Consider the following 25,902-nt stretch of genomic DNA (forward strand, 5'->3'; position numbering starts at 1 on the left):
CGGCAAAATCAGCCGTCCTAACATTACTTTCACTGCAGGTCTGTATTCTCCGCCCTCCCGACTAGTTCTTTGTTTGTCGTTGGTGTTTAGTAGTATTTGAATGTTTAACGAACTTATAATTTGTTATCTTTTTCATATTAATTATTAGAAGTATCTAAAGTTATAAACAGTAAAATAATTTTTTGAATTTAATAATTTAATTAACAGCCAATTTCATTAGATACGATAAATTTGGCTGTTAATTAATATTAAAAAAATTAACCAATTAGCCTCTGGGAGCAAGAAATTTGGCAGCAGTGCAGGTGGCGTTGGAGCTTTAGCTCCTACACCACGGGACGAGTTTTGAAATTCGCGTTCTTTGCGAAGTTCAAAATCGAGGGCCGAGACCTTGGCTCGGGCCGGTCCCCACAGCAGCCAAAATTTCTTGCTCCCAGAGGCGGCATATCACCCAAACTAAAACATGTTTCAATAGCAAATAAAAAAAGAATCTCCTAAGGAAATTCTTTAAATAACTAATATTAAATTGCCAATCACACGATAGAAAAGATTTGACTGCGCAAAGTTTTTGTATTTTTTCAATAATGACATTGCAACGACGAAAACAATAATGGCTAGTGCAGTCCACAAACTGATGTAGCTTAATAAGAACAAAATAGCGCTGAGAACTGATAATGCAATTAACTCGATATAGTCTTGGCGACTGCCTTCAAAGTAATTGATCAAAACGGTTGCTAAGTTGACCAGTAACAACGGAACAACGAAGTTAACTGAAATGAAGTGCATGTAAGTGAAGGCTAGGGCAATCGACATAAAACTGGGAACAACGAAATCTTCTACTAGAGAAACTAAATTCTTATAGTTTTCAGGTAAATATTTAACCATATATAGGAAAGCTAATTGAGCAAATACTAGAAGTGTTACGAAAAGATTTAGTGAATGCATTGATAGGACAGCTAGTAAAACGTAAATGGCACTGTACAAAATATGGAAATATTTATTCGGATTCAAGGTTAAGATGAATTCTTTATATAAGGCTACCATCGCCACCATGATAATCAAAAAGCCATGTAATGAATAATTATTCAGATTATGTACGAAAATAAAAATAAAGGGAAATATGTGGTAACTGATAAATTCGATAAAAGCAGATAATAGTTTTTTAGATTTTAATTTATCCATGCTAACTCCTTTGACTCATAAAATCATATTAATGTAGAAAAAGATTAACGTCAAACCAAGTTTTTTCATGAAAATGGTCTACGTTTATGTTAACCTATTAAGAGGTTCCTGATGGGATCCTTTTTTTGTTTAAGGAGAGGCCCTGTAACCGAAAAGGTGGAAAAGATATGTCAAAAAATTATTTATTTACTTCTGAATCAGTTTCAGAAGGACATCCAGATAAAGTTGCTGATCAAATAAGTGATGCAATTCTCGATGCTATTTTAGCAAAGGATAAAGATGCGCGTGTTGCCTGCGAGACAACTGTTACAACTGGTCTAGTACTAGTTGTTGGTGAAATTTCAACTTCTGCATATGTTGATATTCAAAGTGTCGTACGTAAAACAATTACCGATATTGGCTATGATGGTGCAAACCCTGGCTTCAATGGTAATAGTTGTGCCGTATTAGTTGCACTAGATGAACAATCTCCTGATATTGCTCAGGGTGTTGACGATGCATTGGAAGAACGTGGTAACACTGATAAAGATCCATTGGATCAAATCGGTGCTGGTGATCAAGGTTTCGTTTTTGGTTTTGCTACTAACGAAACTAAAGAATTCATGCCATTGCCAATTTCTCTCGCTCACAAGTTGATGAGAAAGACGGCCGAAGTTAGAAAGAACGGAACAATCGATTACTTGATGCCTGATGCCAAGTCACAAGTTACAATCGAATACGATGAAAATGATCATCCAGTTCGTGTTGATACGATTGTTTTGAGCACACAACATAAAGCTGAAGCTAGTCTCGAACAAGTTCAAAAAGATATCAAGAAATATGTTATCGATGAAGTTGTTCCTGCTAACATGATGGACGACAAGACAAAGATTTTAATTAATCCTACAGGTCGTTTCGTTATCGGTGGTCCTGAAGGTGATTCCGGACTTACTGGTCGTAAAGTTATCGTTGATACATACGGTGGTTTTGCTCGTCACGGTGGTGGTGCTTTCTCAGGGAAAGACGCTACTAAAGTTGACCGTTCAGCTAGTTATGCTGCTAGATACATTGCTAAAAATCTTGTTGCTGCTGGTGTGGCTGAAAAGGTTGAAATTCAAATTGCTTATGCCATTGGTGTAGCAAAACCTGTGTCAATTCACGTTGATACATTTGGTACTAGTGACTTTTCTGAAGAACAACTTGAAGAAGTTATCAATAAGTTCTTCGACTTGCGTCCACTAGGTATCATTGAAATGCTTGATCTGCAAAGACCAATCTATAAGAAGACGGCCGCATATGGTCACTTCGGACGTACAGATATCGATTTACCATGGGAAAAACTTGATAAAGTTAATGATATTAAGAGTTTCTTGAAAATTTAATCGATGATTACAGAGGCGTTCTTTAAAGTCTAACTTTAGGGAAAGCCTCTTTTTTTATGGGAGGAATTAATTAATGGAACAAAAGAATCAATCAAATGTTGTGATTGTCACAATTGCTGTGTTCATTGCGACATTCATGACGGCCATTGAGGGAACAATCGTTTCGACTGCTATGCCAACAATTATCGGGAGTTTACATGGGGTTAGTTTGATGAATTGGGTCTTCTCAATTTATTTACTAATGACTGCCGTAGCAACGCCAATTTATGGAAAGCTATCAGATATCGTTGGTCGTAAACCAGTGCTACTGATTGGTTTAGTTATCTTTGTTATTGGTTCAACGCTTTGTGCGATGTCGAACTCAATGGTGACATTGATTTTGGCACGTGTGATTCAGGGTATCGGTTCAGGTGCCATCCAACCGTTAACTTTCACTATTATTGCTGATATTTATCCGTTGGAAAAGCGAGCTCGAATTTTAGGATTAAACGGTTCTGCATGGGGAATTGCGGCCGTTATTGCACCGTTATTAGGTGGTTTCATTGTTGAAAAGTTAAGCTGGCACTGGGTTTTCTTGATCAATTTGCCAGTTGGATTAATTACAATGGCCTTGATTTGGATCTTCTTTAAAGAAGAGAAGCGGGAACACGAAAAATTAAAAATCGATTATTGGGGAACTATCATGTTGATTTTAGTTTTGTTGCCTTTGATGTTAGCTTTACAAAACATTGGTGGAAAAACAATGTGGCTACCATTAGGACTAGTTTTAGTTTCCATAATTTCAGTGTTTGTCTTTATTCATGTTGAAAAACATGTTAGTGATCCGATTTTGCCATTGGAATTGTTTAAGAATAAAACATTCGTTATTCAAAATGTTTTGGCTTTACTAGTTAGTGGCTTCTTAATTGGGTTTGAAGCATATATTCCGACTTGGATGCAAGGTATCTTAGGCTTAAGCCCATCAATGGGTGGATTTGCAGTTACACCAAGTTCAATTATTTGGATTTTAGGATCTTTCTGGGCTGGAGCTTTGATAAAAAAAATGGCACCCAATCGTGTCATTTACATAAGTTTATTCTTCTTGGCAATTGCTAATGGTTTATTGTTGGCTGCTGGCCCAACAACGCCATTCTGGTACTTCTGTATGCTAGCTGGGATTGCAGGTCTAGGTTTTGGTTTAACAATTACCACAACGACAGTAACCGCTCAAACTGTTGTCGAGCCAGAAAATGTCGGTGTTGCAACAAGTTTCAATACTTTGTTACGAACAATTGGTCAATCAATGATGGTTTCAGTTTATGGAATTGTTTTGAACACTGCTTTAGCCAAAGGTGCAGCTGAAAATAAGGGGATTACTGTCGATATGATGAATAAATTGATAGATCCACAGACCGCAAGTTCCTTGCCACATCAGCTTTTACCCAAAATGAGACAAATTCTTTTTTCAGGATTGCACAACATTTACGTTGCTACTCTTGTACTATTGATACTGGGTTTAATTCTTAACGCCTTTGAATTGAAGAATCGAAAGATTCTTGGTTCGAAATAATAGAGTATTGAAAGTTAGGATTGTTGCTGCTAGAAGATATCCACCAAGGACATCGCTAGGATAGTGAACACCTAAGAAAATACGACTATATCCAATTAAAATCACCATGAGAACACATAAGGTGCTGATGATGATTTTTGATTTGAGATTTTTGAAAATATATAAACTGATAATCAAAATTGAGATGTATAGTGCAAATGAACTAGCAGAATGTCCGCTAGGGAAGCTGAAGCCACCAGCATAAACATAATGTGTGTGGCTCGGACGTGGACGCTCAATGATGATTTTGACTAGACTATTAAGTCCAGCAACGATTACTTTATTCAGAACTAAATAAATTGCCGCATAATAATATTTTTTAACAATTAAAAGCAAAAATATAATTGCGGTTACAAGAATAGTTTCAAAAGTATCACCAATATTTGTCAGTGGTCGAAAGATACTGAGACTGAAATTATTATGGTGATAAATTTGGTTGATGAGCGTTGTATCAAAGCTTTTGATTAAATTGGTTTGTAGAGCAACATTGATTGTCCAAAAGCCAAAAATAATCAGTAAAGATATAGTCAAGATGAATAATTTCTTAGATATTTTCATATTTTTTGATCTCTCTATTGTTTAAGTTTTTGTTAAGAAATATAATAAAGTATAAAGATTTTGAGGGAGAGCAGATATTTATGGTTATGACACGTCATGAACGCAAAATCGAAGATAGTCGTTTGACTAGATTAAATAATAAAAAGAGTAAGAACGCAAACTTACGTAAAAATATGTCGATCTTAGGATCAAGTATGTTTGTTGGAGCAACAGTGGCTGAAATTGCCAACATTTCTGCCCCAACGCCTGTTAAAGCTGAAGCTTTATCTGTAAGTAATTTGTTGAATCAAAATGCAGCAGCTGCTACTCCAGTCACATCTACTGGTGTTGGAGATCAGCAATTTATTGATTACATTGGTAATTCAGCTCGTAAATTAGCTGCCAATAATGATTTATATGCATCAGTTATGATTGCTCAAGCTATGGTCGAAAGTGGTTGGGGTACAAGTGGACTTGCCAGTGCACCAAACTACAACCTTTTCGGTATCAAGGGTGATTACAAAGGTGCTTCTGTTAATATGGGAACACAAGAAGACGATGGAACAGGTAGTCTTTATTCAATCAGCTCTGATTTTAGAAAGTATCCATCATACAAAGAATCACTAGAGGATTACGTTTCATTACTTCGTGGTGGAACTTCTGGCAATTCGCAAATGTATGCCGGTGCATGGAAGAGTAATACTAGTTCATATAAAGATGCCACTAAGTATCTAACTGGTCGTTATGCTACCGATACAACATATGCTGATAAATTGAACAGTGTGATTGATAAGTACAACTTGACGCAATTTGATAGTGCAGACACAGATAAGGATCAAACTTATACTGTAGCTCAAGGAGATACACTCCAATCAATTGCTGATAAGTTCAATATGACAACTGATACATTGATGAGTTTGAATAATTTGAAGACTGACAATTATATTTACGCTGGTAAGACATTGACTGTAAGACAAGTTATTGGTTCTGATGGTCAACCATTGTCTATGAGTAATTTAGCTAATAAGAGTACGTCAACGAATGATACAGGTAATGTTGGAGATGCTTACGGCAGTCAACAAGCCCCAGTTATTGTTCAAGATGAACGGACTGGTGTGAAGAAATATGTTCCATCAGATAACTCTGATTCAGATTCTTCATCAATCAATGTCCAAAATGATTATAGTGCAAATGACTCTAATGATTCGGGTAGTCAAAAAAGTGACTCAGTAACTGTTCAAAGCGGTGACACGATTGATTCTATCGCTTCACAAGCAGGAACGACAGTTGACCATGTTCGTCAATTAAATAATTTAAATTCTGATTTATTGGTTGTCGGACAAACATTATTGGTATAAGATATAAAACAACGGAAGTAGTAGATTATAAAAGCTTTTCAGAAAACGTATGGTGATGTGAATGCGTAAGTTTTTATTTTCGAACTCGTCCACTAACAATAGTCGCCGAACCTCAGTAAGTGACTACGCTTAATCTCCGTTAAGGATTTCAAGAGTCGTGCTTATTTGAGTACGGAACTTAGGTGGTAACGCGATAACTCGTCCTATGATTATTAATAATCATAGGACTTTTTTTGTATAGGAGGAAAAATATGTACAATCACAACACCGTAGAAAAGAAATGGCAAAAGTATTGGAAGGAAAACGATACTTTTAAAACAACTCAGGATCCTAATAAGAAGAACTTTTATGCCTTAGATATGTTCCCATATCCATCAGGCCAAGGTCTTCACGTTGGACATCCAGAAGGATATACAGCTACAGATATTATTGCCCGAATGAAACGTGCTCAAGGCTATAACGTCTTGCACCCAATGGGCTTTGATGCATTTGGCTTGCCAGCAGAACAATATGCTTTAAATACTGGTAATAACCCAGCTGATTTTACTGAAAAAAATATCAATAACTTCAAACGTCAAATCAACTCACTTGGTTTTTCATATGATTGGGACCGTGAAGTTAGAACTACTGACCCTAAGTTCTACAAGTGGACACAATGGATCTTCGAACAAATGTACAAAAAAGGTTTGGCTTACGAATCAGAAACATTGGTTAACTGGTCACCAGATTTGGGTACCGTTGTTGCTAATGAAGAGATCATTGATGGTAAGACCGAACGTGGTGGTTTCCCAGTTATTAGAAAACCAATGCGTCAATGGATGTTGAAAATTACTGCCTATGCTGATAGATTGCTTGATGATCTTGATGATATCGACTGGCCTGAAAATATCAAGGAAATGCAAAGAAACTGGATTGGTCGTTCAGTTGGAGCACAAGTTACATTCGATGTAGCTGATTCTGATGATAAAATCAATGTCTTCACAACTAGACCAGATACAATTTTTGGTGTTGAATACATGACTTTGGCACCAGAACATAAGCTTGTTGATAAGATTACAACACCTGAACAAAAAGCTGCTGTTGATGCTTATAAAGAAGAAGTTTCCCACAAATCAGATCTTGATAGAACTGACTTAAATGACGAAAAGACTGGTGTCTTCACTGGTGCTTACGCCATTAATCCAGTTAACGGTAAGAAACTTCCAATCTGGATTTCAGATTATGTATTGGTTACTTATGGTACAGGTGCTGTTATGGCTGTGCCTGCTCATGATGAACGTGATTATGACTTTGCTAAAAAGTTTGATTTACCTATGCAACAAGTTATTGAAGGTAACCTCGATGACGGCGTTATAACGGCTGATGGTAAACATATTAATTCCGACTTCCTAGATGGTTTGAACAAAGCTGATGCTATCCAACGTGCAATTGAATACATGGAAGATAAAGGCTTTGGTGAAAAGAAAGTTAACTATCGTCTCCGTGACTGGGTCTTCTCACGTCAAAGATACTGGGGTGAACCAATTCCTGTTATTCACTGGGAAGATGGTACAACTTCACTTGTTCCTGAAAATGAACTTCCACTAGAATTGCCTGCTGATAGCGATATTAAGCCATCAGGTACTGGTGAGAGTCCATTGGCTAACTTGACTGATTGGGTCAATGTTGTTGATGAGAACGGTCGTAAAGGTCGTCGTGAGACTAACACAATGCCACAATGGGCTGGTTCATCATGGTATTACTTGAGATATATCGATCCTAATAACGATAAAGAATTGGCTGACTACGACTTATTGAAACAATGGTTACCAGTTGATCTATATATCGGTGGTGCAGAGCATGCCGTACTTCACTTGTTGTACGCTCGTTTCTGGCACAAGGTATTATACGACTTGGGTGTTGTACCAACTAAGGAACCTTTCCAAAAACTATTTAACCAAGGTATGATTCTTGGTAAGGGTCATGAAAAGATGTCTAAATCAAAGGGTAACGTTGTTAACCCTGATGATGTAGTTGAACAATATGGTGCTGACACATTAAGAACTTACGAAATGTTCATGGGTCCTTTGGATGCATCAATTGCCTGGTCAGAAAATGGCTTGTCAGGTTCATCGAAGTTCTTGGACCGTGTTTGGAACTTGTTCATCAATGATGACGACTACAGCACATTAAAAGATGATTACGTAACCGATGAAAATGACGGTAAGCTTGATAAAGTTTATAACGAAACTGTTAAAAAGGTTACTGAAGATTATGATGCTTTGAGATTTAACACAGCTATTTCTCAAATGATGGTCTTCATTAATGAAGCTCATAAGGTTGATACAATGCCAAGGGTTTATGCTGAAGGTCTAGTTCAACTATTGGCTCCAATTGCACCACATATGATGGAAGAATTATGGAGCAAGTTTGGTCACACAGATTCAATCTCATATGCTAAATGGCCAACTTATGATGAAGCTAAATTAGTTTCTGACACAGTTGAAATTATTGTTCAAGTTAATGGTAAGTTGAGAGATAAAGTTGAAGTTGCTAATGGTACTTCAAAAGAAGATCTTGAAAAGCTTGCTACAACAGATGAAAAGATTCAAAAGTTCATCGATGGTAAGAAGGTTGTTAAGGTAATTGTTATCCCTAATAAGATTGTTAACATTGTCGTAAAATAATAGGTATTAAAAAAAGGCTTCGGAAAATTTTCCGGAGCCTTTTTAAATGCCGAACTAGAAAGCAAACACAAATTGATTGTTCAAGCGTCTATATATATTATATGAAGGAATTTCAAAATTGTGAATAATTGCAAAATAGAGATTCTAGGTGAGTTTATTAATGAAATGTTTACTTCCCAACGTTCAACAGACATATTCTATCATTATTTAAATAATATCGCGCTTTACAATTTGGAGATTTTGTAAAGTAATCATAATTTCTGGAAAATAATTTGCTTTTTAGCCATTTTAAGTGTAATTTTAAATTTTTAAGATGATAATTTTGCTATAATTAAATGGACAGTTTTTAAGGTGGTGCATGTTTTGGGCGTAAATAAAAGCCATGATGATGAAGAAGAAGTAATGCCAGTAATGGATCCTGAGTCTTCTTCACAGGATACGATGCTGAAAGGTTCAGCATGGATGACTGCTGGTAGTATTTTTTCTCGTATTTTAGGTGCGATATATATCATTCCATGGATGGCATGGATGGGGTCATATTATCCACAAGCTAATGCCCTGTATGCGAAGGGTTATAATATTTACAGTTTGTTTTTGATTATCTCAACAGCCGGGATTCCGGGTGCTATTTCAAAGCAAATCTCACATTATAACGCACTCGATCAGTATGCAACGGGTAATAAATTATTTAAACATGGTCTAAAAATTATGACCTTCATGGGTGTGATTTTTGGGGCTGTTATGTATTTCGGGGCACCAGTGCTGGCAACTATCTTTACTGATGGGGATCCAAGAAGTATCCCCGTTATTAAATCATTGGCAGTCGCAGTTTTGATTATCCCAATCTTAAGTATCTTGCGCGGTTACTTGCAAGGATATTCAGATATGGCGCCTTCAGCCATTTCTCAATTTATTGAGCAAATTGCTCGAGTAATTTATATGTTGATTGCAACTTATATTATTATGATTATGAATAAGGGGAGCTATATTAATGCCGTTGTCCAATCAACTTTTGCCGCCTTTATTGGGGCAGCAGTAGCGATTGGAATTCTGGTATTAGCCTTATTGAGACGTTTACCAAAGCTGAGGCGTTTATCACGTGGTGGTAAACCAGTTGCTGATGTAAATGAAAATAACTTTACACGAGAAATTTTTGAACAAGCGGTTCCATTTATTATTTTGGATGCCGGTATAACTTTCTTTAATTTATTTGACCAATCAACTTTTAATCAGTTTATGAGAATGTTTGTTAGCGCAACTGGAGCTCAGTTGGATAATTATTATTCACTATTTGGTTTCCAGGCTAACAAATTGATTATGATTATTGTTTCGTTATCAACAGCGATGGCTGTTACAGCGGTGCCAATCTTATCTGGACTTTATTCTAAAGGGAATAAAGAAAAGATAGAGGGGCAGATTTCTAATACTTTGGAATTATTCTTCTTCATTATGATTCCAGCATCATTAGGGATGTATGCTGTAGCTCAGCCACTATGGACGACGTTTTATCGTTATGATGCTTTAGGTGTTTTAATGTTACAATTTTCATCCATTATCTCTATTTTGTTAGGCTTATTCACAGTTTTGTCGGCTGTTTTGCAGGCGTTATATCGCAACAGACTGGCAATTAAATATTTTGTTTACGGCTTTATTGTCAAAGTCGTTATGCAATTGCCAATGATTTGGTTGTTCCATGAGTTCGGTCCATTAGTAGCAACAAGTATCGGTATGGCAGTTGTTTGTTGGTTAATGATTCGTGAATTACATGCGGTTTATCCATTTAATACAGGTCGTATTTCACGTAGAATTAGTGGAATTATCTTGTTCTCATTGATTATGTTCGTTTCAGTTATGTTCGTTAATTGGGTTGTTTTCCACTTTGTTGGCAATTCTGATCGTATTATCAGTGTGGTTGTTCTGGTGGTTGAAGCAGGGCTAGGTGGCGTTGTCTACGGTTACTTAGTTTTGAAAACAATGTTAGCAGATAAAATTTTAGGATCACGAGTTGAACGTATTAGACGAATTTTTAATATTAGATAGTCGAAGCGTCAGTTTGCGAGTATAGAAAAACAGGTTAGAAATCCATTTGGGGGATTGCTAATCTGTTTTTTTGTAAGTTCATATCCTGTTTGAAAAACATTTTTGCTAGAGATTTTTTATTTTGTTTGGGTACTTAATTCAGCCATATATTTTGGTAATTTCTCGATGATTTTGGAAGGTAAGACAACGTATTGTTTTTTGCTTAATTTGTCACCGACAACACTATGAATTAAAAGTGCTGCTTGAATCGTTGCAAGAGAATAACCGAATTGACTGATGAATCCTGCCATGATACCGGTTAATGTGTCGCCCATACCACCAGTTGCCATACCGGGGTTACCAGCGTCAATTTGAAAGGACATATCTTGATAGTAAATTTCAGAATGGTGCTTCTTTAAAATTAAAACAGCATCAGGATTCAATCCTTGAATCTTTTCAAAATTGTTAAATTCTGTTTGATCAGGAATGGCTAATTGGGAAAGCCGTTGCCATTCACCCTGATGAGGCGTCATAATGATGTGTGCTGTCGTTTGTAAAGGAATTTTTTCTTCGGCAATAATAGTTAACGCCGAAGCATCCAAAATAACTGTTTGGTCTGTTTTAGTGTTATTGAGTACAGCTTTGACTAAACCGACAGCAACACTTGAAGTTCCCAGTCCTGGTCCAATGGCTATAACGTTATTGTTAAGAATAGCTGCTAACAGTTCTTTTTTGTTGTGATAGTCAATTGTCATTGCTTCAGGAATATTAGTATTGATAGCAGTGAATTTTTCGGGTGTAGTTGCTACAGTAACTAGTCCAGCTCCAGCATGAACTGTTGCACTCGTTGCAAGAATAGCCGCACCACCGAAGTGAGTTGAGCCTGCGATAATTAATGTTTTTCCATAAGTTCCCTTATATGATTCGGGTTTGCGAGGTATAATAACTTGTTTTAAGATGGTTTTACTAATTTTTTCCATTGCAAGAACCTCCATTTGTAGTATCATTTTCATTGTAATCTAAATAAGCAATTATTTGTATTATGTTGCCACTGTGGCGGAATTGGCAGACGCGCAGCGTTCAGGTCGCTGTTCGGGGTTTCCTGAGTGCAAGTTCGACTCTTGTCAGTGGCATTTGGAAAAAATAAGAGGTTAGAAGTACCGTTATATCGGTACTTCTATTTTTTTTAAGTTAAAAGATTAGAGATGCAAGTGCTTGGGTTAAAGTTTTAGAGTTCATTGGTTGATCATTTGTTTGTAGAATTGCTTTAACTTGTTGTTCAACGTCGTCTTCTTTTAATTTTTTAAGGTATTGAAAACCCTCAATTGTTAAACCATTAATTTTGATTAAAGTCACATATTTGAGTGGACTGATGATACCGGAAATAAGGCCATCGTTAATCATACTGATGACTGAATCTTGGATATCTTGAATTAAAAACTGGTTAGGATTGTCACTGGCAATGTAATCTTTTACGATTTGATATTTTTGAGTATCATCAAGTAGTTCTTGGAAGTCCTTAGGATTTTTCTCAGAAATAATTTCGAGAATCATTTTGTAAATATCAAGTTTATTCATAATTTCACAGCCTTTCAATTTAATTATAAATGAAATGCGTTTCAAAAATTTATTTAAAATCATCTTTTTGGACAATTTGTATATGACTAGTAAGTGAAAAGTTTGCACAAAAGGCCTGAAAACCCTCATAATTAAGGAAGAAATAATGTTTAGGAGATTGGATTATGATAAAAGAATTTAAAGATTTCATTAGCCGTGGAAATGTGATGGACTTAGCCGTTGGTGTAATTATGGGTGCTGCTTTTACTGCCATCGTACAATCATTGGTTAGCAATTTGATTAATCCCTTGATTGGATTATTCCTAGGGAAAATTGATTTGAGTAACTTAGTATTTAAAGTTGGGGACGCGACATTCAAATATGGGACTTTTATTGAGTCTATCATCAATTTCTTAATCATAGCTTTTGTTGTTTTCTTAATTGTTAAGGCAATGAATAAGATTATCAAGAGTCGTGATGAAGAGGAAACTGAGGAAGAAACAACCAAGGAAGATGAAATGGTGATGTACTTGAAGAAAATTTCTAATTCTTTAGATGAAAAATCTGATAAGTAATGTCACGGGATTCATCTAGGATGTTAACTTACAATAATGTATAAAAAAGAGCAGATAAATTTTAAATTTATCCGCTCTTTTTTGATATTAATAAACACGTTCAAATACTTCGCAAAGACAAGGCATGTCAGTAGTAAACTTCATTCCAGCTTCTTGATATTCTTTTGTAAAGAAGTCTTCGTGAACCTGACGCCATTCTGCCAATGTACGTGAATCTTCGCCTTCATGATAGGCATGTTCAGCACTGACTAAATTGAACGGAATAATTTCAGTAACCAACGTTTTAGTAATACATAAAGGATTTTCCTGACCGTCTAAAATAATATTGTAGTCGCCAACTTCTGGCATATACTCGGTTGGTTCATAGAGAGCATAAGAAGAAGTCGTAGCCGTTTTAGTACCGTTATAAACTAATTTGGCTAAACGGTCAGGTTCACCTCCAAAAATAGTGATATCGCCTAATGGATAATCCAGGGGATTTTTATTCTTGAGAAAATCAAACCAGTATTTTTTAATCTTTGCTTTATCCATAACATTTATAACCTCGGTTTAATTGTGTTTAATTGGTAATTCGACGACAAATTCACTGCCTTGGGGCAAGTTGTCGCGAACAAAAATATGTCCATGATGCAGGTCAACGATTTGTTTAGCGATTGCTAAGCCTAATCCGTGTCCACCGCTGTTAGTATTACGAGATTTATCAACACGATAGAAGCGACCAAAAATTTTTGTTTTATCGGCATCACTAATGCCAACACCGGTATCGGAGACGATAAATTGATATTTGGAACCCTCGATTTGATCGTATATTCTAATCGTACCATTTCTTGGCGTGTATTTTGTCGCGTTATCTAACAGGATAATTAATAATTGTTTGATTTTATCACGGTCTAACGACATTGTGGGATGATGATTTAAATTGATTTGGAAAACTTTTGACTGAGAATTGATAATATCTTTAAACGGTTCAATAGGATCTTTTAAGAAAAAGTCAGGAGTTGTTAGTTTAAATTCGTACTTAGTAGTTGCTGAATCGGAACGTGCCAAAACTAACAAATTATTAGTTAGTGAGTTGAGTCGATTGACTTCATCAAGTGAAACTGAAATAGCTTCAGCTTCGTCCAAAATTGTTTGCTTGGGTTTCGTCAGCATGTATTCGAGTTTTCCTTGGATAATCGTTAAGGGTGTCCGTAGTTCATGGGCAGCATCATTAACGAACTCAGTTTGTTGTTTCCAGGATTTAACGATTGGTAACATATTGATTCTTGCTAGGAAGTAAGAAATGACTAATGCAATAATCCAAAAAATAAAGAACGTTATAATCAAGATTTCCTCGAAGTTTTTGATTGCCTGAATTTGAGTATCAATATTTTGCATGATCAAAACGTAATTACCGGCATACATTGGATTGTGATTTTTCTTGGAAACTTTAATCAGAACTGAACGGAAATTCATTTTATTAACAACGAGTGTTTGTTTGATGTTAACATTTTTCTTCCGTAATTTAATGTTTTTTAAAACTGAATAACGGTTACCCAAACTTGATTTATTAAGCAATTTACCGGAATTATCAAAAACCAGAATTGAAGCTTGAAAAGGAGCTTTCGGATCTGGTTTTTTATTTTGGTCAATCATATGGTTCGGGTCATGAGGATCAGGAGTTGTGCGTTTAGCAAAATTAGGTTGCTTCTGGATGGAAATGACCTGATCTCGAATATCTTTATCAATACTACGATAGGTCGATGATTGAAAGAGATTAAAGATGATAATTCCCAGTGTCAGAAAGAGGATGGCAAAGGCGGCCATGATGGAAAGAAATAGTTTAAATTGTTGACGGCGAGTGATGGTATTTTGTCTAGTTTTCAGTGTCATCTTGGAAAATATACCCAACGTTTCTAATAGTTTTAATCAAATTATCGTTTTGAGAAGGACGCAACTTCTTGCGTAGGTTACTCATGTACACTTCAACGACAGTAATGGAAGTATCAGAGTCAAAACCCCATATACGTTCAAAAATTTGGTCTTTAGTTAAAATAGTGTTTTTATTTTGCAACAAATAAACTAATAAATCATATTCTTTACCATTTAGGGCAATTTGTGTGCCATTAGCATCAATCTCGTGATTATTCAGATTAACTTCCAAATTCCTGATTTTTAAAGTGGAATCATCTGCTAAAACGCCGCTACGTTTTAAGAGAGCTTTGACCCGTGCTTGAAGTTCCTCTCGATGAAAAGGCTTAGTTAAGTAATCGTCAGCCCCCAAATTGAAACCATGAATTTTGTCATCGATTTCAGCCTTGGCAGTCAAAATTAATACAGGGGTATTAATTTTATCCTTGCGAATATTTTTCAAAACATCGTAACCGTTCATTTCAGGCAACATGATATCTAAAATTATTAAATCGTAAACATCTTCAGTTGCCGCAAATTTACCACTAAGACCATCATTTTCAATATCAACTTCTGAAAAGTCAGCTAGGAAGGAAGCGATGTTGTTAGCTAAATTTTCATCATCCTCAACTACTAAGATTCTTATATTGTTTGCCATATCTGGGCTCCTTTTATAAGTTCTATATACATGGGTATTTATCGGATTTGGAGATAGCTCCATGCAAATTCTAATCATAATTATAAAGCATTATTTTCGATTTAAGCTTAATTTAAGTTAGTTTGTCTAATCTTGTCCCTGTTGTTAAGAAAGGAATTTGAACAGATGAAAAATAATTTTCAATTAAAGCCGATTTTATTATCAGTTTTAGTTTATTCAATCATTTGTTTCTTTATAAATATTGTTTTTTAGAGATTGGAGAAGATAAATGATGGATTCAAAAGAACCGAGTCGTGTTCAAAAAAATGAAAAACTTGGATTTTTCGATAAATTAAGAAATGTTAAATATGATTATTGGTTAATCGCAATCTTAATTCTAGCGGCATTTTTATACGCATGGAATATTTGGGAAGCAGGTGAGGCTAACAGCTTCTACACTTCAGCGATTGTTAGTATGACAAAAAGTTTTAAAAACTTCTGGTATGCCAGTTTTGACCCTGCTGGTTTTATTACAGTTGATAAGCCACCAGTAGCACTTTGGTTTATGACGATTAGTGCCAAAATTTTTGGCGTTCACGGATGGAGTGTGGTTTTACCATCAATTCTTTTTGGAATTGGTTCGGTATATTTGATTTACAACCTCGTTTCCAAACGCTTTGGCCGGATTCCAGCTCGAATTTCTGCCTTAATTATGACGTTAACACCAATCGTAGTAGCTGATTCAAGAACTAACAATATGGACGCCACTTTAGTATTTTTCTTACTATTGTCCGTCTGGTTTGTTCAAAAAGCTGTTTTGAAAGAGCAACAAAGATATCTTTGGATTGGTTTTGCTTTAATTGGGTTCTCGTTCAATATTAAAATGTTACAAGCTTTCATGGTCTTACCAGCCTTGTATCTTTATTACTGGTTAGCTGCCAAAGTTAATTGGAAAAAGAAGTTGTTGCATTTATCAATTGCCACAGTCTTCTTAGCCGTTTTCACTTTAATTTGGCCATTGTCAGTTGATATGACTAATTCATCTAGTCGTCCATATGAAGGTGGTTCGGAAACTAACTCTGCTTTGGAATTAGCCTTTGGTTATAACGGAACAGAACGTTTGCTTGGTCAAACAACTGGTACCGGCGGAGCTTTCCCAGGGATGGGTAGTTCGTCAAAGAAGAGTGGTACAAAGTCGTCAAGTAATGCCCCAACACCACCTAGTGGTTCGAAGAAAACATCCGCTAATGGCAATCCACCAGCTAAGCCATCTGGTTCAACTAAAGGTGGCGCACCTTCAATGGGTGGAACTAAAGGGAACGGTGGTGGCGCAGGCGCTGGTGCTGGGGGTGGAGCCTTCAACATTGGTACTGCCGGACCTTTCAGATTATTACAAAAGGAATTGGGACCACAGATTAGTTGGTTAATGTTATTGGCCGTCTTTGGTGTGATTTCTAGTTATATTTATTATCAAGATCCAAAGAAAAAATGGTATTCCCTTAATAATCAAAGAAAAGAACTTTGGTTGTGGTTAGGTTGGATGGTTCCAGTAGCCGGATTCTTCTCGGTTGCTAGTTTCTTCCACCCATATTACACAATTATGTTGGCACCAGCGATGGCCATTTTAGCTGGCGTCGGTATTTATACAATGATTAAACAATGGCGTGAAAAGTCGATTTGGTCGATGCTTTTACCAATTTCAATTTTAGCGACAAGTATTTTACAAGCGTGGTATTTAACGGATTACTATCCAACACTAGCTTGGGTATTGTTGATTGCAGGAATCATCATTTCAATTCCATTATTCGTCTTACCATGGATTGCTATCCGCTTAAAGAATAAACGAATTTGGCCAATTGCGGCACTGATTATCGTTATGCTTGCTCCAACGTGGTGGTCATTAACGCCAACTTTAGCAGGATCAAGTAATGGTATTCCAAGTGCTGGTCCTTCGTTACTGTCATCAGGTGGTGGCGGTATGGGCGATTCATCAGTCGATTCAACCTTGTTGAAATATCTTGAGAAACATCAAGGCAATGCTGAATATTTATTTGCGACTGATGATTCAAGTACCGCTGCACCATACATTATTAAAACTGGTAAAGCTGTTATGGCGATGGGTGGTTTCAACGGTACCGATAATGCAATTACCTTGAAGCAATTTAAGAAACTTGTTAAAGAAGGCAAGGTCAAGTATTACTATTCTGGTGGAAAAGCCGGAGGTAATAATAGTGCCATTGTTTCTTGGATTAAGAAACATGCTAAGAAAGTCACTTTAGCAAGTAGTAGTAATACAGCAACTAATAATTCTAGTTCTGTAACAGTCGCTTCAGAAACAGGTTCAACTAATAGTACTGGTCAAGCTCCAAGTGGTACAGCACCAGGTTCAAGTTCAAGTAGCTCAACGCCGCCAGCTAAGCCAAGCGGTTCAAGTGGTCAAGGTCAAGCGCCTAGTGGAGCAGCCCCAAGTGGGACAAAGGCTCCGTCAGGAACTGGATCAGCACCAACAACAGGTAAGAAGAAATTAACCAAAGCTCAACTTAAGAAAATGAAAAAACAAATGAAGCAATCAACCGGCGCACAAGCAATGGGCGGTGGCATGGGTGGACCTGGTCAATCAGGAACACTTTATGATTTATCAAGCATCTATAAGTAATCAATGAAAGGACATTCGCTTATGAAAAATCAGTTAATCTCAATTGTTCTACCAGTTTTTAATGAAGAGGCTGGTATTCAAGCAACGATTGATACACTATTAAACTATATCGAACAGCAAGAAGAACAATATGAATTGATATTCGTTGATGATGGATCAAAGGATAAATCAGTTTCAATTATTAAGGCAGCGCTCAAACAACATGATAATATCAAATTAGTCGAGTTTTCTCGTAATTTTGGACATCAATTAGCGATTACTGCAGGTCTCCAATATACCAAAGGGGATGCTGTGGTTGTGATGGACGCTGATTTACAAGATCCACCTGAAGTTATTCCTCAAATGATCAAAAAATGGAATGAAGGCTACGAAATTGTCTATGGTAAAAGAATGCAACGCGATGGTGAAACATTTTTCAAAAAAATTACTGCCAAAATGTTTTATCGAACATTCAAACATTTAGCAACGATTGATATGCCACTCGATACAGGTGATTTTCGTTTGATGGATCGAAAGGCTGTTCACCAATTATTGAAGCTACATGAACAAGATCCATTTGTTCGTGGACAAGTTACTTGGATTGGATTCAAACAGACAAGTGTTCAATATCATCGTCAGGAACGGATGGCTGGTGAAACTAAATATCCACTTTCAAAGATGATTAAACTAGCTATTGATGGAATTACTTCGTTTTCAATGAAACCTTTACAATTTGTCAATATTTTCTCAATTGTGCCGTTGGTTAGTGGAGTTTTTTCACTGGGCTATATGATTGTTAGCAGCAGTTACAGTTTGGCAGGTGTAGGCGTAACTATTTTGCTTTTCACCCTCGGTTTGTTGATGCTTTCAATTGGTATTTTAGGAAGCTATTTGGGACGTGTTTTAGATCAAGTAAATAATCGTCCACGCTTCATTGTAAGCAAGACTGAAGGCTTTGAAGAGCGTAACAAAGGCATTCATCATTTCACGGATCACTTTAATCAAAGAGTCGAGTAAGCTTGAAAAATCGACAATGAAAAATTAGAAAAATTCTTTTTTACTTTAAAAGTTTTCACACTTTTTAATTATCAGTTAATGTGTTACAGTTATGGTAAATTTGATAGTTGCTAAAGTTGTTTGATGGACAACCGGAGCTTATCAAATTGAACATGAACTATCCCATTCATAAAAAAGAAGCTGACGAACACCCAGTCGTCAGCTTCTTTTTCTTTTTATGGCGATAAATACGACCTTTTGCTTTGTCAAAAATCAATCTGTATATGATACAGAGGGATGCTAGTTTAGTAATCTTTTCGTGAAATAACTTATTTTTGTTGATTATTATGAATGTTATTTGACTAAGATAAATAGTGTTAAAATGTTTTTCTAATATGTGCGATACTATTTATTAGCTTTTTCCGCTTAAAACAAAAAAAGGAGCCAAGCAACCCAAAATCGGATTACTTGGCTCCTTTATCTTAATGATTGAAAGTTAACTATACTTGCAACTAAATTGAATTAATAAACGTCACCATTGTAAATGGAATTCTTAACAATTACGTAATCTACTTTACGTAGGGAATTGAGATCTTTACCACCGGCGTATGAAATTGAAGATTGTAAATCTTGCTTCATTTCCGTCAAAGTATCCATAATTTCACCTTTGTAAGGAACAAGCATCCGTTTACCTTCAACATTTTTGTATTCGCCTTTTTGATATTGAGAAGCTGAACCAAAATATGCTTTGTATTTCTGGCCATCTTTTTCAATGATCTTACCAGGAGATTCTTTATGACCAGCAAGTAGGGAACCAATCATGACCATATCTGCCCCAAAACGGATTGATTTGGCGATGTCACCGTCATTTCTAACGCCACCGTCAGCGATAATAGGTTTACTTGCGGCTTTGGCACAGAGCCTTACAGCGGCTAATTGCCAACCACCAGTACCGAAACCAGTCTTTAGTTTAGTGATACATACTTTACCAGGTCCAATTCCGACTTTTGTGGCATCGGCACCGGCGTTTTCTAGTTCACGAATTCCTTCAGGGGTACCAACGTTACCAGCGGTTATGAAAGAATCAGGTAAGTTCTTTTTAATATATTTAATCATTTCAATGACGCGGTCACTATGACCATGAGCGACATCGATCGTAATGTAATCAGGTTTTAAATGCTCAGCTACGAGAGTATCAATGAAATCAAATTCATCCTTTTTGATACCGACACTGATTGAAGTAAACAAATCCTTTTGGTTCATTTCTTTGATGAAATTAACACGTGTCTCCGGCTCAAAACGATGCATGACGTAGAAATAGCCATTGGCAGCTAGCTTTTCAGCTAGTTTTTCATCAATAATTGTTTGCATATTAGCAGGGACAACCGGGATTTTAAATGTTTTTGGTCCAAATTTGATGCTAGTATCGCACTCTGAACGACTATCCACGATACATTTATTCGGTATTAGTTGAATATCTTCATAATCGAAAACTTGCATTTATTATTCACTCCATTAATTACGAACAATTATTATTTTTATATTTGATTTCGTTCGTATCTATAATTTAACGGGAAAACAGCAATAAGTCAAATTTATTATGCGATTAATAGTATTAATTATGATAAAATTTTCTTATACGTACGTGTAGTGCTATTAGTTTATTGTTTAATTCAGTAAATTTGTAAGAATATAACCTGTTTTTTTCAGGTGGTCATGGTAAAACTATGACAAATTGTTATTCTTTAATAAAATTCTTGCTCTTGGAAGCGGCATATTTAACTAGCACTACATTATACGATAATCTTGGTATTTAATATTGGAATTTATTGAAAATGGTAATGAAAATATTTGACACTAAGATTTGTAATTGGTATTATCATCATATTATTAATAGAACGGTATATTAATAACGTTTATTAGTGGCCTCTAAAAAATCGGTATATCCAATAGGAGTGGTTAAAAGTGCAACATTATACTGCAGAAGATATTACAAAAATGGTTAAAGATGAAAACGTTGAATTTATTTGTTTAATGTTTACAGATATCAACGGAATCATCAAGAATGTCGAAGTTCCTGTTTCTCAACTAGACAAAGTTCTAGCAAACAAGATTACTTTTGATGGATCATCAATTGATGGATTCACACGTATTGAAGAGAGTGATATGTTATTACACCCGGACTTATCAACATGGTTGATTTTCCCATGGGGTGAAGAACATGGAAAGGTTGCCCGTTTGATCTGTGATATTTACAAGACAGACGGTACACCTTTTGAAGGTGATCCTCGTGTTAACTTGAAGAGAATCATTAAAAAAATGCACGGCATGGGCTTTACTAACTTTAATATTGGACCAGAACCAGAATTCTTCTTATTCAATACGGACGAACACGGTAACCCAACACTTCACTTAAATGATGATGGTAGTTACTTTGATTTTTCACCTGTTGATTTAGGTGTTAATGTTCGTAAGGATATCGTTTTAGGTCTTGAAAAGATGGGCTTTGAAGTTGAAGCTAGTCACCACGAAGTTGCACCAGGACAACAAGAAATTGATTTCAAGTATCAAGATGCTCTATCAGCTGCGGACAGTATCGAAACATTTAAACTAGTTGTTAAGACTATTGCTAAGGAACATGGTTTGTATGCAACATTTATGCCAAAACCAGTTCAAGGTATCAATGGTTCAGGGATGCACATCAATATGTCACTATTTAATGGTGATGATAATATCTTCGATGACGAAAATGATATGCTATCTGACACAGCTAAGAAGTTCTTGAGTGGTATTTTGAAACATGCTCGTGCTTTGACAGCTGTTAACAACCCAACAGTTAACTCATATAAACGTTTAGTACCAGGCTATGAAGCACCAACTTATATTGCTTGGTCAAGTAAGAACCGTTCACCACTTATCCGAGTACCAGCTGCTAAGGGTAAGTCAAAACGTGTCGAAATGAGAAGTGTTGATCCAACAACTAACCCATATTTGGCAATTGCATGTATTTTGGATGCAGGTCTTGATGGTATCGAAAGTAATTATGACTTGATGCCAGAAGTTAAAGATAATATTTACGAAATGTCAGAAGACAAACGTCGTGAAGAAGGCATCATTGATCTTCCTTCAACTTTACATAACTCCTTGAAAGCACTACGTAAAGATGAATATGTTCAACAATCACTTGGCAAGGGATTAACTAATAGTTTCTTCGCTGCTAAGAATGCTGAATGGGCAAGATATCAACAAACAGTTTCCCAATGGGAACGTGATACATACATGTCACAATATTAATTATTAAAATAATTATGGTCTCAATCTAGTTAGTCTAGGTTGGGGCTTTTTTTTGTCGCTGAAGGTGAATCACGATGAACCTTCAGCTATTTTATGTGTTATATCAGTTTCACAATATTGATGAAAGAAAATATTTTAAATAGGTATTTTCAGTAAATTAATTTATCAAAGGAAACATGATAAATATGATTTTGGCAGGCTTTGCATCAAAAAATTAGTCTCACCTTGTAATCAACAATAAAAAAAACTGTATTTTTCTGTAAATCGTGATATAGTATCAATTGTTAATTGAGCGCACGCTCAAATTATTCAATATTAAAGATTTTATATAAGTGCATAATTTAATCGTGTCCTCAAATAGCGTCAGAATACGGAGATAACGTCATAAGTTGCGATGATAAACTATCACCGAATTTCTAAACCAATAGAAAAGAGGTACTACTATCATGAGGAATAGTAGTGAAACAAGTAAGAAAGTTGCTGACCCAGATATGGCTAACAACAAGAGTCTTGATGAAATCAACGGCAGTATTGAGGTTCCCGAGGGTGCTGGATTTTGGAAGACTTTAATGACCTTTACGGGTCCAGGTGTCTTGATTGCCGTGGGTTACATGGATCCAGGTAATTGGATTACATCAATTGCTGGTGGGGCTCAATTTAAGTACACATTGTTATCAGTCGTTTTAATTTCTAGTTTGATTGCGATGTTGTTGCAGTCAATGTCAGCTAAATTGGGAATCGTTACTGGTAAGGATTTAGCGCAGTTGACACGTGAACGGACTTCAAGGACTGGAGGATTCATTCTTTGGATCATTGCTGAATTAGCGATTATGGCAACTGATATTGCTGAAATTATTGGTTCGGGTATCGCGATTAAGTTACTATTCAATATCCCTTTGATAATTGGTATTTTGATAACAGCTGCCGATGTTTTGATTTTACTATTGCTAATGAAATTAGGTTTTCGCAAGATTGAAGCGATTGTAGCTACATTAGTTGCAGTTATTTTATTAGTGTTCTTGTATGAAGTCTTTTTAGCAAAACCAAGTGTTTCCGGTATTATTGGAGGATATGTTCCTTCAAGTAGTATTATTACTAACAAATCAATGCTTTATCTATCATTAGGTATTGTTGGTGCGACTGTTATGCCACATGATTTGTATCTCGGTTCATCCATTTCTCAAACGAGAAAAATTAATCGTAAAGATAAAAAGGATGTTGCACGAGCAATCAAGTTTTCAACGATTGATTCTAATATGCAGCTATTCTTAGCATTTATCGTTAATAGTTTGCTATTGATCTTGGGTGCAGCTTTATTCTATGGAACAAACAGTGATTTGGGACGATTCGTTGATTTATTCAATGCGTTGAGTAATAAACAAGTTGTTGGTGCAATTGCCAGTCCCATTTTGAGTATGTTGTTTGCTATCGCTCTGTTGTCATCAGGTCAAAGTTCAACTATTACTGGAACTCTTTCCGGACAAATTATTATGGAAGGTTTCATTCGCTTAAAGATGCCACTTTGGGCACAACGTTTATTGACACGACTTTTGTCAGTTACACCTGTTTTAATTTTCGCCATTTATTATCACGATAATGAAGCAAAGATTGAAAATCTGTTGACATTTTCACAAGTGTTCTTGAGTGTAGCCTTGCCATTTGCTATCATTCCGTTAGTTATTTTCACGAGTGATAAGAACCTTATGGGAGAATTCAAGAATAAAAATTGGGTCAAATACAGTGCTTGGTTTGCAACGTTTGTGCTAATAATTTTGAATATTTATTTAATTATTCAAACGACATTAGGATTATAGTGGGGTGTTTATGAAGAAAAGCGACATTCAAAAAGAAAAAATTTTAGAGGTTGCTCAAGATTTATTTGTTAAAAAAGGCTTTGAGGCGACGACAACTCGGGAAATCAATCGAGAAGTTGGTATTTCAGATGGTTCGTTATACTATTATTTTCCAGAAGGCAAAAATCAAATTTTGGATCAAATCGTTCAAAAAGGGATGATTTATCGCGAGGAATATGTCGAAAAGGTTCAAAAGCCAGTTCATAATCTAGCCGATTTGGAAAAACAGATTATCGACATTTATAATGGCATTTATGAAATTTTTTCGGATGAAGAGGGCTATCGTTCCTTTATGATCACGATTCGTGAACGGGCGATTTTATCAAATGATCAGTCTAAATGGATCTCACAAATCCTTGAGAGATTAAAAAGTAATTTAGTTAATAATGTTAAATCGATTCAACAGCTTACAAAGATTACTGATGCTGAAGTTAATAGTTTTACAGATATGATTGTCTCGATTTTGCAACGTTCGATTTATGAAGAGCTGTTAATTAAAAATAGAAAAACAATCAGTCATGAAATTCGTGAGAAAACACTTGCGCAAATTCATTTACTGATTCAATTGATTCAAAAATAAGAAATTACAAAAATTTTTTAAACATTAACGAAAAACAGACTAGTAATCTAAAGTAAAACTGATTACTAGTCTGTTTTTTTCAAAGGATTTACTTTTTGTTGGTTGTTTTAAAAAAGTACAAAAATACTGGTATTAAGGTATACTGGTATTAATATTTTTTATAAGAAAGAAGAGGACCGATATGGCATATTCAATTGGACAAGTAGCAGAAAAGACCGGTCTTTCTAGTTACACATTACGTTATTATGATAAAGAAGGGCTCATGCCATTTGTACATCGTGGGAATGGTGGCCGCCGTGAATTTACCGATGATGATATGGATTTTGTTGATTTGATCTCATGTTTGAAGGAGACAGGGATGTCGCTGAAGGAAATTAGAGAGTTTGTCAATATGTCAATGGAAGGTAACGATACTTTAGAAGAACGTCTTGCAATGTTTAAACGTCAACGTGATGAAGTGATGAAACAAATTGAGCAGTCGCAACGATATTTGGAGAAATTAGATCATAAAGTGAAGTATTTCGAAGCTGCATGTGCTAATGGTTCCGAGGATGGCTTAGAGGACTTTTGTGATACCTTGGAAGCTGCTTCAAAAGCCAGTCAATCGTTAAATAACTAAATTTTTGTATATGTGCTTTTCTCTGGAAATTGTGTTTTTTTAATGTTAAGATTTGGCGTAATCAAAATTCTGATTACTGCTTTCCCCCCAGAGAGCATAAAGGACCCAGTCATTGACTGGGTCCTTTTTTAATTTAGTCTCTGGTAATGCTTAAAACAGCGGTTGTTTTCAAAGAGTTTTTATTGTCTTTACCAATTGTGATCCAGTCAGCTGCGCTGATTAAACCCTCCAATTTGTTCTCTTCGTCTTCTTCGGTGATTTTACCATCTTCAAAACCACCCTTGAAAATGCAATCTAGATAATAATGGTCATCATTACTTGCCATCATTGATGATTGATATTTCCATGCAATAATATATGTTTCTTCAGTGATGTGAATACTACGACCGTTCACCAAATTAATATTTAAAGCCATACCTACCGCCTCCTTAACCTAATTATAGCAAATTTTAAATGTGAAATTATAATAATATGTGTGAGTGGGAGGATATTTAATTATCCTCATAATTCTCATTTCAAATATAACGTGTGGTGTTAGTTAAATATGCTGTCTCCAGA

The 25,902-nt window shown here is 35.8% G+C and carries 21 protein-coding genes, 1 tRNA gene, 1 riboswitch and 1 other annotated feature; of the genes, 13 read left to right on the forward strand and 9 right to left on the reverse strand.

All coding sequences use genetic code 11. The annotated features are described in order from the left end of the window. Positions 1–504: 504 nt before the first annotated feature. Entirely contained in the window at positions 505–1,179 is a 675-nt protein-coding gene (locus FD31_RS05090) for a hypothetical protein (RefSeq protein WP_057891693.1), read from the reverse strand. Positions 1,180–1,271: 92 nt separating this feature from the next. After that, a riboswitch (SMK box riboswitch) is annotated at positions 1,272–1,349 on the forward strand. Between FD31_RS05090 and metK the strand changes: the two genes are divergently transcribed. After that, a complete protein-coding gene (metK, locus tag FD31_RS05095; protein WP_057891694.1) occupies positions 1,347–2,540 on the forward strand; it encodes a methionine adenosyltransferase in 1,194 nt (397 codons plus the stop codon). It overlaps the preceding riboswitch by 3 nt. Positions 2,541–2,613: 73 nt before the next feature. After that, positions 2,614–4,089, forward strand: a complete 1,476-nt coding sequence (locus tag FD31_RS05100) for an MDR family MFS transporter (RefSeq protein ID WP_057891695.1) — start codon at positions 2,614–2,616, stop codon at positions 4,087–4,089. Here the strand turns inward: FD31_RS05100 and FD31_RS05105 are convergent. Next, a complete protein-coding gene (locus FD31_RS05105; protein WP_057891696.1) occupies positions 4,036–4,686 on the reverse strand; it encodes a phosphatase PAP2 family protein in 651 nt (216 codons plus the stop codon). The genes FD31_RS05100 and FD31_RS05105 overlap by 54 nt on opposite strands. Positions 4,687–4,766: 80 nt before the next feature. Between FD31_RS05105 and FD31_RS05110 the strand changes: the two genes are divergently transcribed. From FD31_RS05110 to FD31_RS05120, 3 genes are all read left to right on the forward strand, one after another. After that, positions 4,767–6,023, forward strand: coding sequence for a glucosaminidase domain-containing protein (locus FD31_RS05110; RefSeq protein ID WP_057891697.1), 1,257 nt, complete (start codon positions 4,767–4,769; stop codon positions 6,021–6,023). Continuing rightward, positions 6,022–6,232, forward strand: a binding site (T-box leader). (Overlaps the previous gene by 2 nt.) A 42-nt stretch (positions 6,233–6,274) precedes the next feature. After that, entirely contained in the window at positions 6,275–8,689 is a 2,415-nt protein-coding gene (gene leuS / locus FD31_RS05115) for a leucine--tRNA ligase (protein ID WP_057891698.1), read from the forward strand. Between the two features lie 402 nt (positions 8,690–9,091). Beyond that, a complete protein-coding gene (locus tag FD31_RS05120) occupies positions 9,092–10,729 on the forward strand; it encodes a putative polysaccharide biosynthesis protein (RefSeq protein ID WP_371862676.1) in 1,638 nt (545 codons plus the stop codon). 116 nt (positions 10,730–10,845) lie between these two features. On the opposite strand, the gene FD31_RS05125 is transcribed toward FD31_RS05120, so the two are convergent. Next, positions 10,846–11,688, reverse strand: a complete 843-nt coding sequence (locus FD31_RS05125) for an NAD(P)H-hydrate dehydratase (RefSeq protein ID WP_057891699.1) — start codon at positions 11,686–11,688, stop codon at positions 10,846–10,848. A 67-nt stretch (positions 11,689–11,755) separates the two neighbouring features. Between FD31_RS05125 and FD31_RS05130 the strand changes: the two genes are divergently transcribed. Beyond that, a tRNA-Leu gene (locus FD31_RS05130) sits at positions 11,756–11,841 on the forward strand. A gap of 58 nt (positions 11,842–11,899) precedes the next feature. On the opposite strand, the gene FD31_RS05135 is transcribed toward FD31_RS05130, so the two are convergent. Then, a complete protein-coding gene (locus FD31_RS05135; RefSeq protein WP_147007372.1) occupies positions 11,900–12,286 on the reverse strand; it encodes a hypothetical protein in 387 nt (128 codons plus the stop codon). A gap of 164 nt (positions 12,287–12,450) precedes the next feature. Here FD31_RS05135 and mscL point away from each other — a divergent pair, with 164 nt between their 5' ends. Continuing rightward, positions 12,451–12,840, forward strand: a complete 390-nt coding sequence (gene mscL / locus FD31_RS05140; protein WP_057891701.1) for a large-conductance mechanosensitive channel protein MscL — start codon at positions 12,451–12,453, stop codon at positions 12,838–12,840. Between the two features lie 87 nt (positions 12,841–12,927). Here mscL and FD31_RS05145 read toward each other — a convergent pair whose 3' ends face one another. Genes FD31_RS05145 through FD31_RS05155 form a run of 3 tightly spaced genes read right to left on the reverse strand, consistent with a single transcriptional unit; the run spans position 12,928 to position 15,388 of the window. Then, positions 12,928–13,371: an ASCH domain-containing protein gene (locus FD31_RS05145; RefSeq protein WP_057891702.1), complete on the reverse strand. Its 444-nt coding sequence runs from the start codon at positions 13,369–13,371 to the stop codon at positions 12,928–12,930. An 18-nt stretch (positions 13,372–13,389) separates the two neighbouring features. After that, a complete protein-coding gene (locus FD31_RS05150) occupies positions 13,390–14,712 on the reverse strand; it encodes a sensor histidine kinase (protein WP_057891703.1) in 1,323 nt (440 codons plus the stop codon). Beyond that, on the reverse strand, positions 14,696–15,388 hold the full coding sequence (locus FD31_RS05155) for a response regulator transcription factor (protein WP_057891704.1): 693 nt from the start codon (positions 15,386–15,388) through the stop codon (positions 14,696–14,698). The genes FD31_RS05150 and FD31_RS05155 overlap by 17 nt, the downstream gene beginning before the upstream one ends. Positions 15,389–15,656: 268 nt before the next feature. On the opposite strand from FD31_RS05155, the gene FD31_RS05160 reads away from it, so the two are divergent. Further along, complete coding sequence (locus FD31_RS05160) at positions 15,657–18,023, forward strand: glycosyltransferase family 39 protein (protein WP_371862675.1); 2,367 nt, start codon at positions 15,657–15,659, stop codon at positions 18,021–18,023. Between the two features lie 21 nt (positions 18,024–18,044). Continuing rightward, positions 18,045–19,019, forward strand: a complete 975-nt coding sequence (locus FD31_RS05165; RefSeq protein ID WP_057891705.1) for a glycosyltransferase family 2 protein — start codon at positions 18,045–18,047, stop codon at positions 19,017–19,019. A 501-nt stretch (positions 19,020–19,520) separates the two neighbouring features. Here FD31_RS05165 and guaC read toward each other — a convergent pair. After that, positions 19,521–20,498 carry a GMP reductase gene (guaC, locus tag FD31_RS05170; protein ID WP_057891706.1) on the reverse strand — a complete coding sequence of 326 codons (978 nt, stop codon included), beginning with the start codon at positions 20,496–20,498 and terminating at the stop codon, positions 19,521–19,523. 465 nt (positions 20,499–20,963) lie between these two features. Between guaC and glnA the strand changes: the two genes are divergently transcribed. The 4 genes from glnA (at position 20,964) to FD31_RS05190 (ending at position 25,344) form a co-directional block, all read left to right on the forward strand. Beyond that, the gene (gene glnA / locus FD31_RS05175; RefSeq protein ID WP_147007373.1) at positions 20,964–22,292 is read left to right on the forward strand and encodes a type I glutamate--ammonia ligase; all 1,329 of its coding nucleotides are present in this window, start codon (positions 20,964–20,966) and stop codon (positions 22,290–22,292) included. A gap of 446 nt (positions 22,293–22,738) precedes the next feature. Beyond that, complete coding sequence (locus FD31_RS05180; protein ID WP_057891707.1) at positions 22,739–24,106, forward strand: Nramp family divalent metal transporter; 1,368 nt, start codon at positions 22,739–22,741, stop codon at positions 24,104–24,106. Positions 24,107–24,116: 10 nt separating this feature from the next. Continuing rightward, positions 24,117–24,725, forward strand: a complete 609-nt coding sequence (locus tag FD31_RS05185) for a TetR/AcrR family transcriptional regulator (RefSeq protein ID WP_057891708.1) — start codon at positions 24,117–24,119, stop codon at positions 24,723–24,725. A 181-nt stretch (positions 24,726–24,906) separates the two neighbouring features. Beyond that, on the forward strand, positions 24,907–25,344 hold the full coding sequence (locus FD31_RS05190) for a MerR family transcriptional regulator (protein ID WP_057891709.1): 438 nt from the start codon (positions 24,907–24,909) through the stop codon (positions 25,342–25,344). A 133-nt stretch (positions 25,345–25,477) separates the two neighbouring features. Here FD31_RS05190 and FD31_RS05195 read toward each other — a convergent pair whose 3' ends face one another. Then, a complete protein-coding gene (locus tag FD31_RS05195) occupies positions 25,478–25,759 on the reverse strand; it encodes a hypothetical protein (RefSeq protein WP_057891710.1) in 282 nt (93 codons plus the stop codon). Positions 25,760–25,902: the final 143 nt, after the last annotated feature.

The sequence above is a fragment of the Companilactobacillus nantensis DSM 16982 genome (genome assembly GCF_001435815.1).
Lineage (GTDB): Bacteria > Bacillota > Bacilli > Lactobacillales > Lactobacillaceae > Companilactobacillus > Companilactobacillus nantensis.

What these genes read in the sequence shown, in the direction of transcription:
- FD31_RS05125 (WP_057891699.1), bottom strand. Translation starts at nt 11,688, where the DNA reads ATGGAAAAAATTAGTAAAACCATCTTAAAACAAGTTATTATACCTCGC.
- FD31_RS05195 (WP_057891710.1), bottom strand. Translation starts at nt 25,759, where the DNA reads ATGGCTTTAAATATTAATTTGGTGAACGGTCGTAGTATTCACATCACT.
- FD31_RS05090 (WP_057891693.1), bottom strand. Translation starts at nt 1,179, where the DNA reads ATGGATAAATTAAAATCTAAAAAACTATTATCTGCTTTTATCGAATTT.
- guaC (WP_057891706.1), bottom strand. Translation starts at nt 20,498, where the DNA reads ATGCAAGTTTTCGATTATGAAGATATTCAACTAATACCGAATAAATGT.
- FD31_RS05110 (WP_057891697.1), top strand. Translation starts at nt 4,767, where the DNA reads ATGGTTATGACACGTCATGAACGCAAAATCGAAGATAGTCGTTTGACT.
- FD31_RS05165 (WP_057891705.1), top strand. Translation starts at nt 18,045, where the DNA reads ATGAAAAATCAGTTAATCTCAATTGTTCTACCAGTTTTTAATGAAGAG.
- FD31_RS05180 (WP_057891707.1), top strand. Translation starts at nt 22,739, where the DNA reads ATGAGGAATAGTAGTGAAACAAGTAAGAAAGTTGCTGACCCAGATATG.
- mscL (WP_057891701.1), top strand. Translation starts at nt 12,451, where the DNA reads ATGATAAAAGAATTTAAAGATTTCATTAGCCGTGGAAATGTGATGGAC.
- leuS (WP_057891698.1), top strand. Translation starts at nt 6,275, where the DNA reads ATGTACAATCACAACACCGTAGAAAAGAAATGGCAAAAGTATTGGAAG.
- FD31_RS05105 (WP_057891696.1), bottom strand. Translation starts at nt 4,686, where the DNA reads ATGAAAATATCTAAGAAATTATTCATCTTGACTATATCTTTACTGATT.
- metK (WP_057891694.1), top strand. Translation starts at nt 1,347, where the DNA reads ATGTCAAAAAATTATTTATTTACTTCTGAATCAGTTTCAGAAGGACAT.
- FD31_RS05160 (WP_371862675.1), top strand. Translation starts at nt 15,657, where the DNA reads ATGATGGATTCAAAAGAACCGAGTCGTGTTCAAAAAAATGAAAAACTT.
- FD31_RS05190 (WP_057891709.1), top strand. Translation starts at nt 24,907, where the DNA reads ATGGCATATTCAATTGGACAAGTAGCAGAAAAGACCGGTCTTTCTAGT.
- FD31_RS05145 (WP_057891702.1), bottom strand. Translation starts at nt 13,371, where the DNA reads ATGGATAAAGCAAAGATTAAAAAATACTGGTTTGATTTTCTCAAGAAT.
- FD31_RS05120 (WP_371862676.1), top strand. Translation starts at nt 9,092, where the DNA reads ATGCCAGTAATGGATCCTGAGTCTTCTTCACAGGATACGATGCTGAAA.
- FD31_RS05155 (WP_057891704.1), bottom strand. Translation starts at nt 15,388, where the DNA reads ATGGCAAACAATATAAGAATCTTAGTAGTTGAGGATGATGAAAATTTA.
- FD31_RS05150 (WP_057891703.1), bottom strand. Translation starts at nt 14,712, where the DNA reads ATGACACTGAAAACTAGACAAAATACCATCACTCGCCGTCAACAATTT.
- FD31_RS05185 (WP_057891708.1), top strand. Translation starts at nt 24,117, where the DNA reads ATGAAGAAAAGCGACATTCAAAAAGAAAAAATTTTAGAGGTTGCTCAA.
- FD31_RS05135 (WP_147007372.1), bottom strand. Translation starts at nt 12,286, where the DNA reads ATGAATAAACTTGATATTTACAAAATGATTCTCGAAATTATTTCTGAG.
- FD31_RS05100 (WP_057891695.1), top strand. Translation starts at nt 2,614, where the DNA reads ATGGAACAAAAGAATCAATCAAATGTTGTGATTGTCACAATTGCTGTG.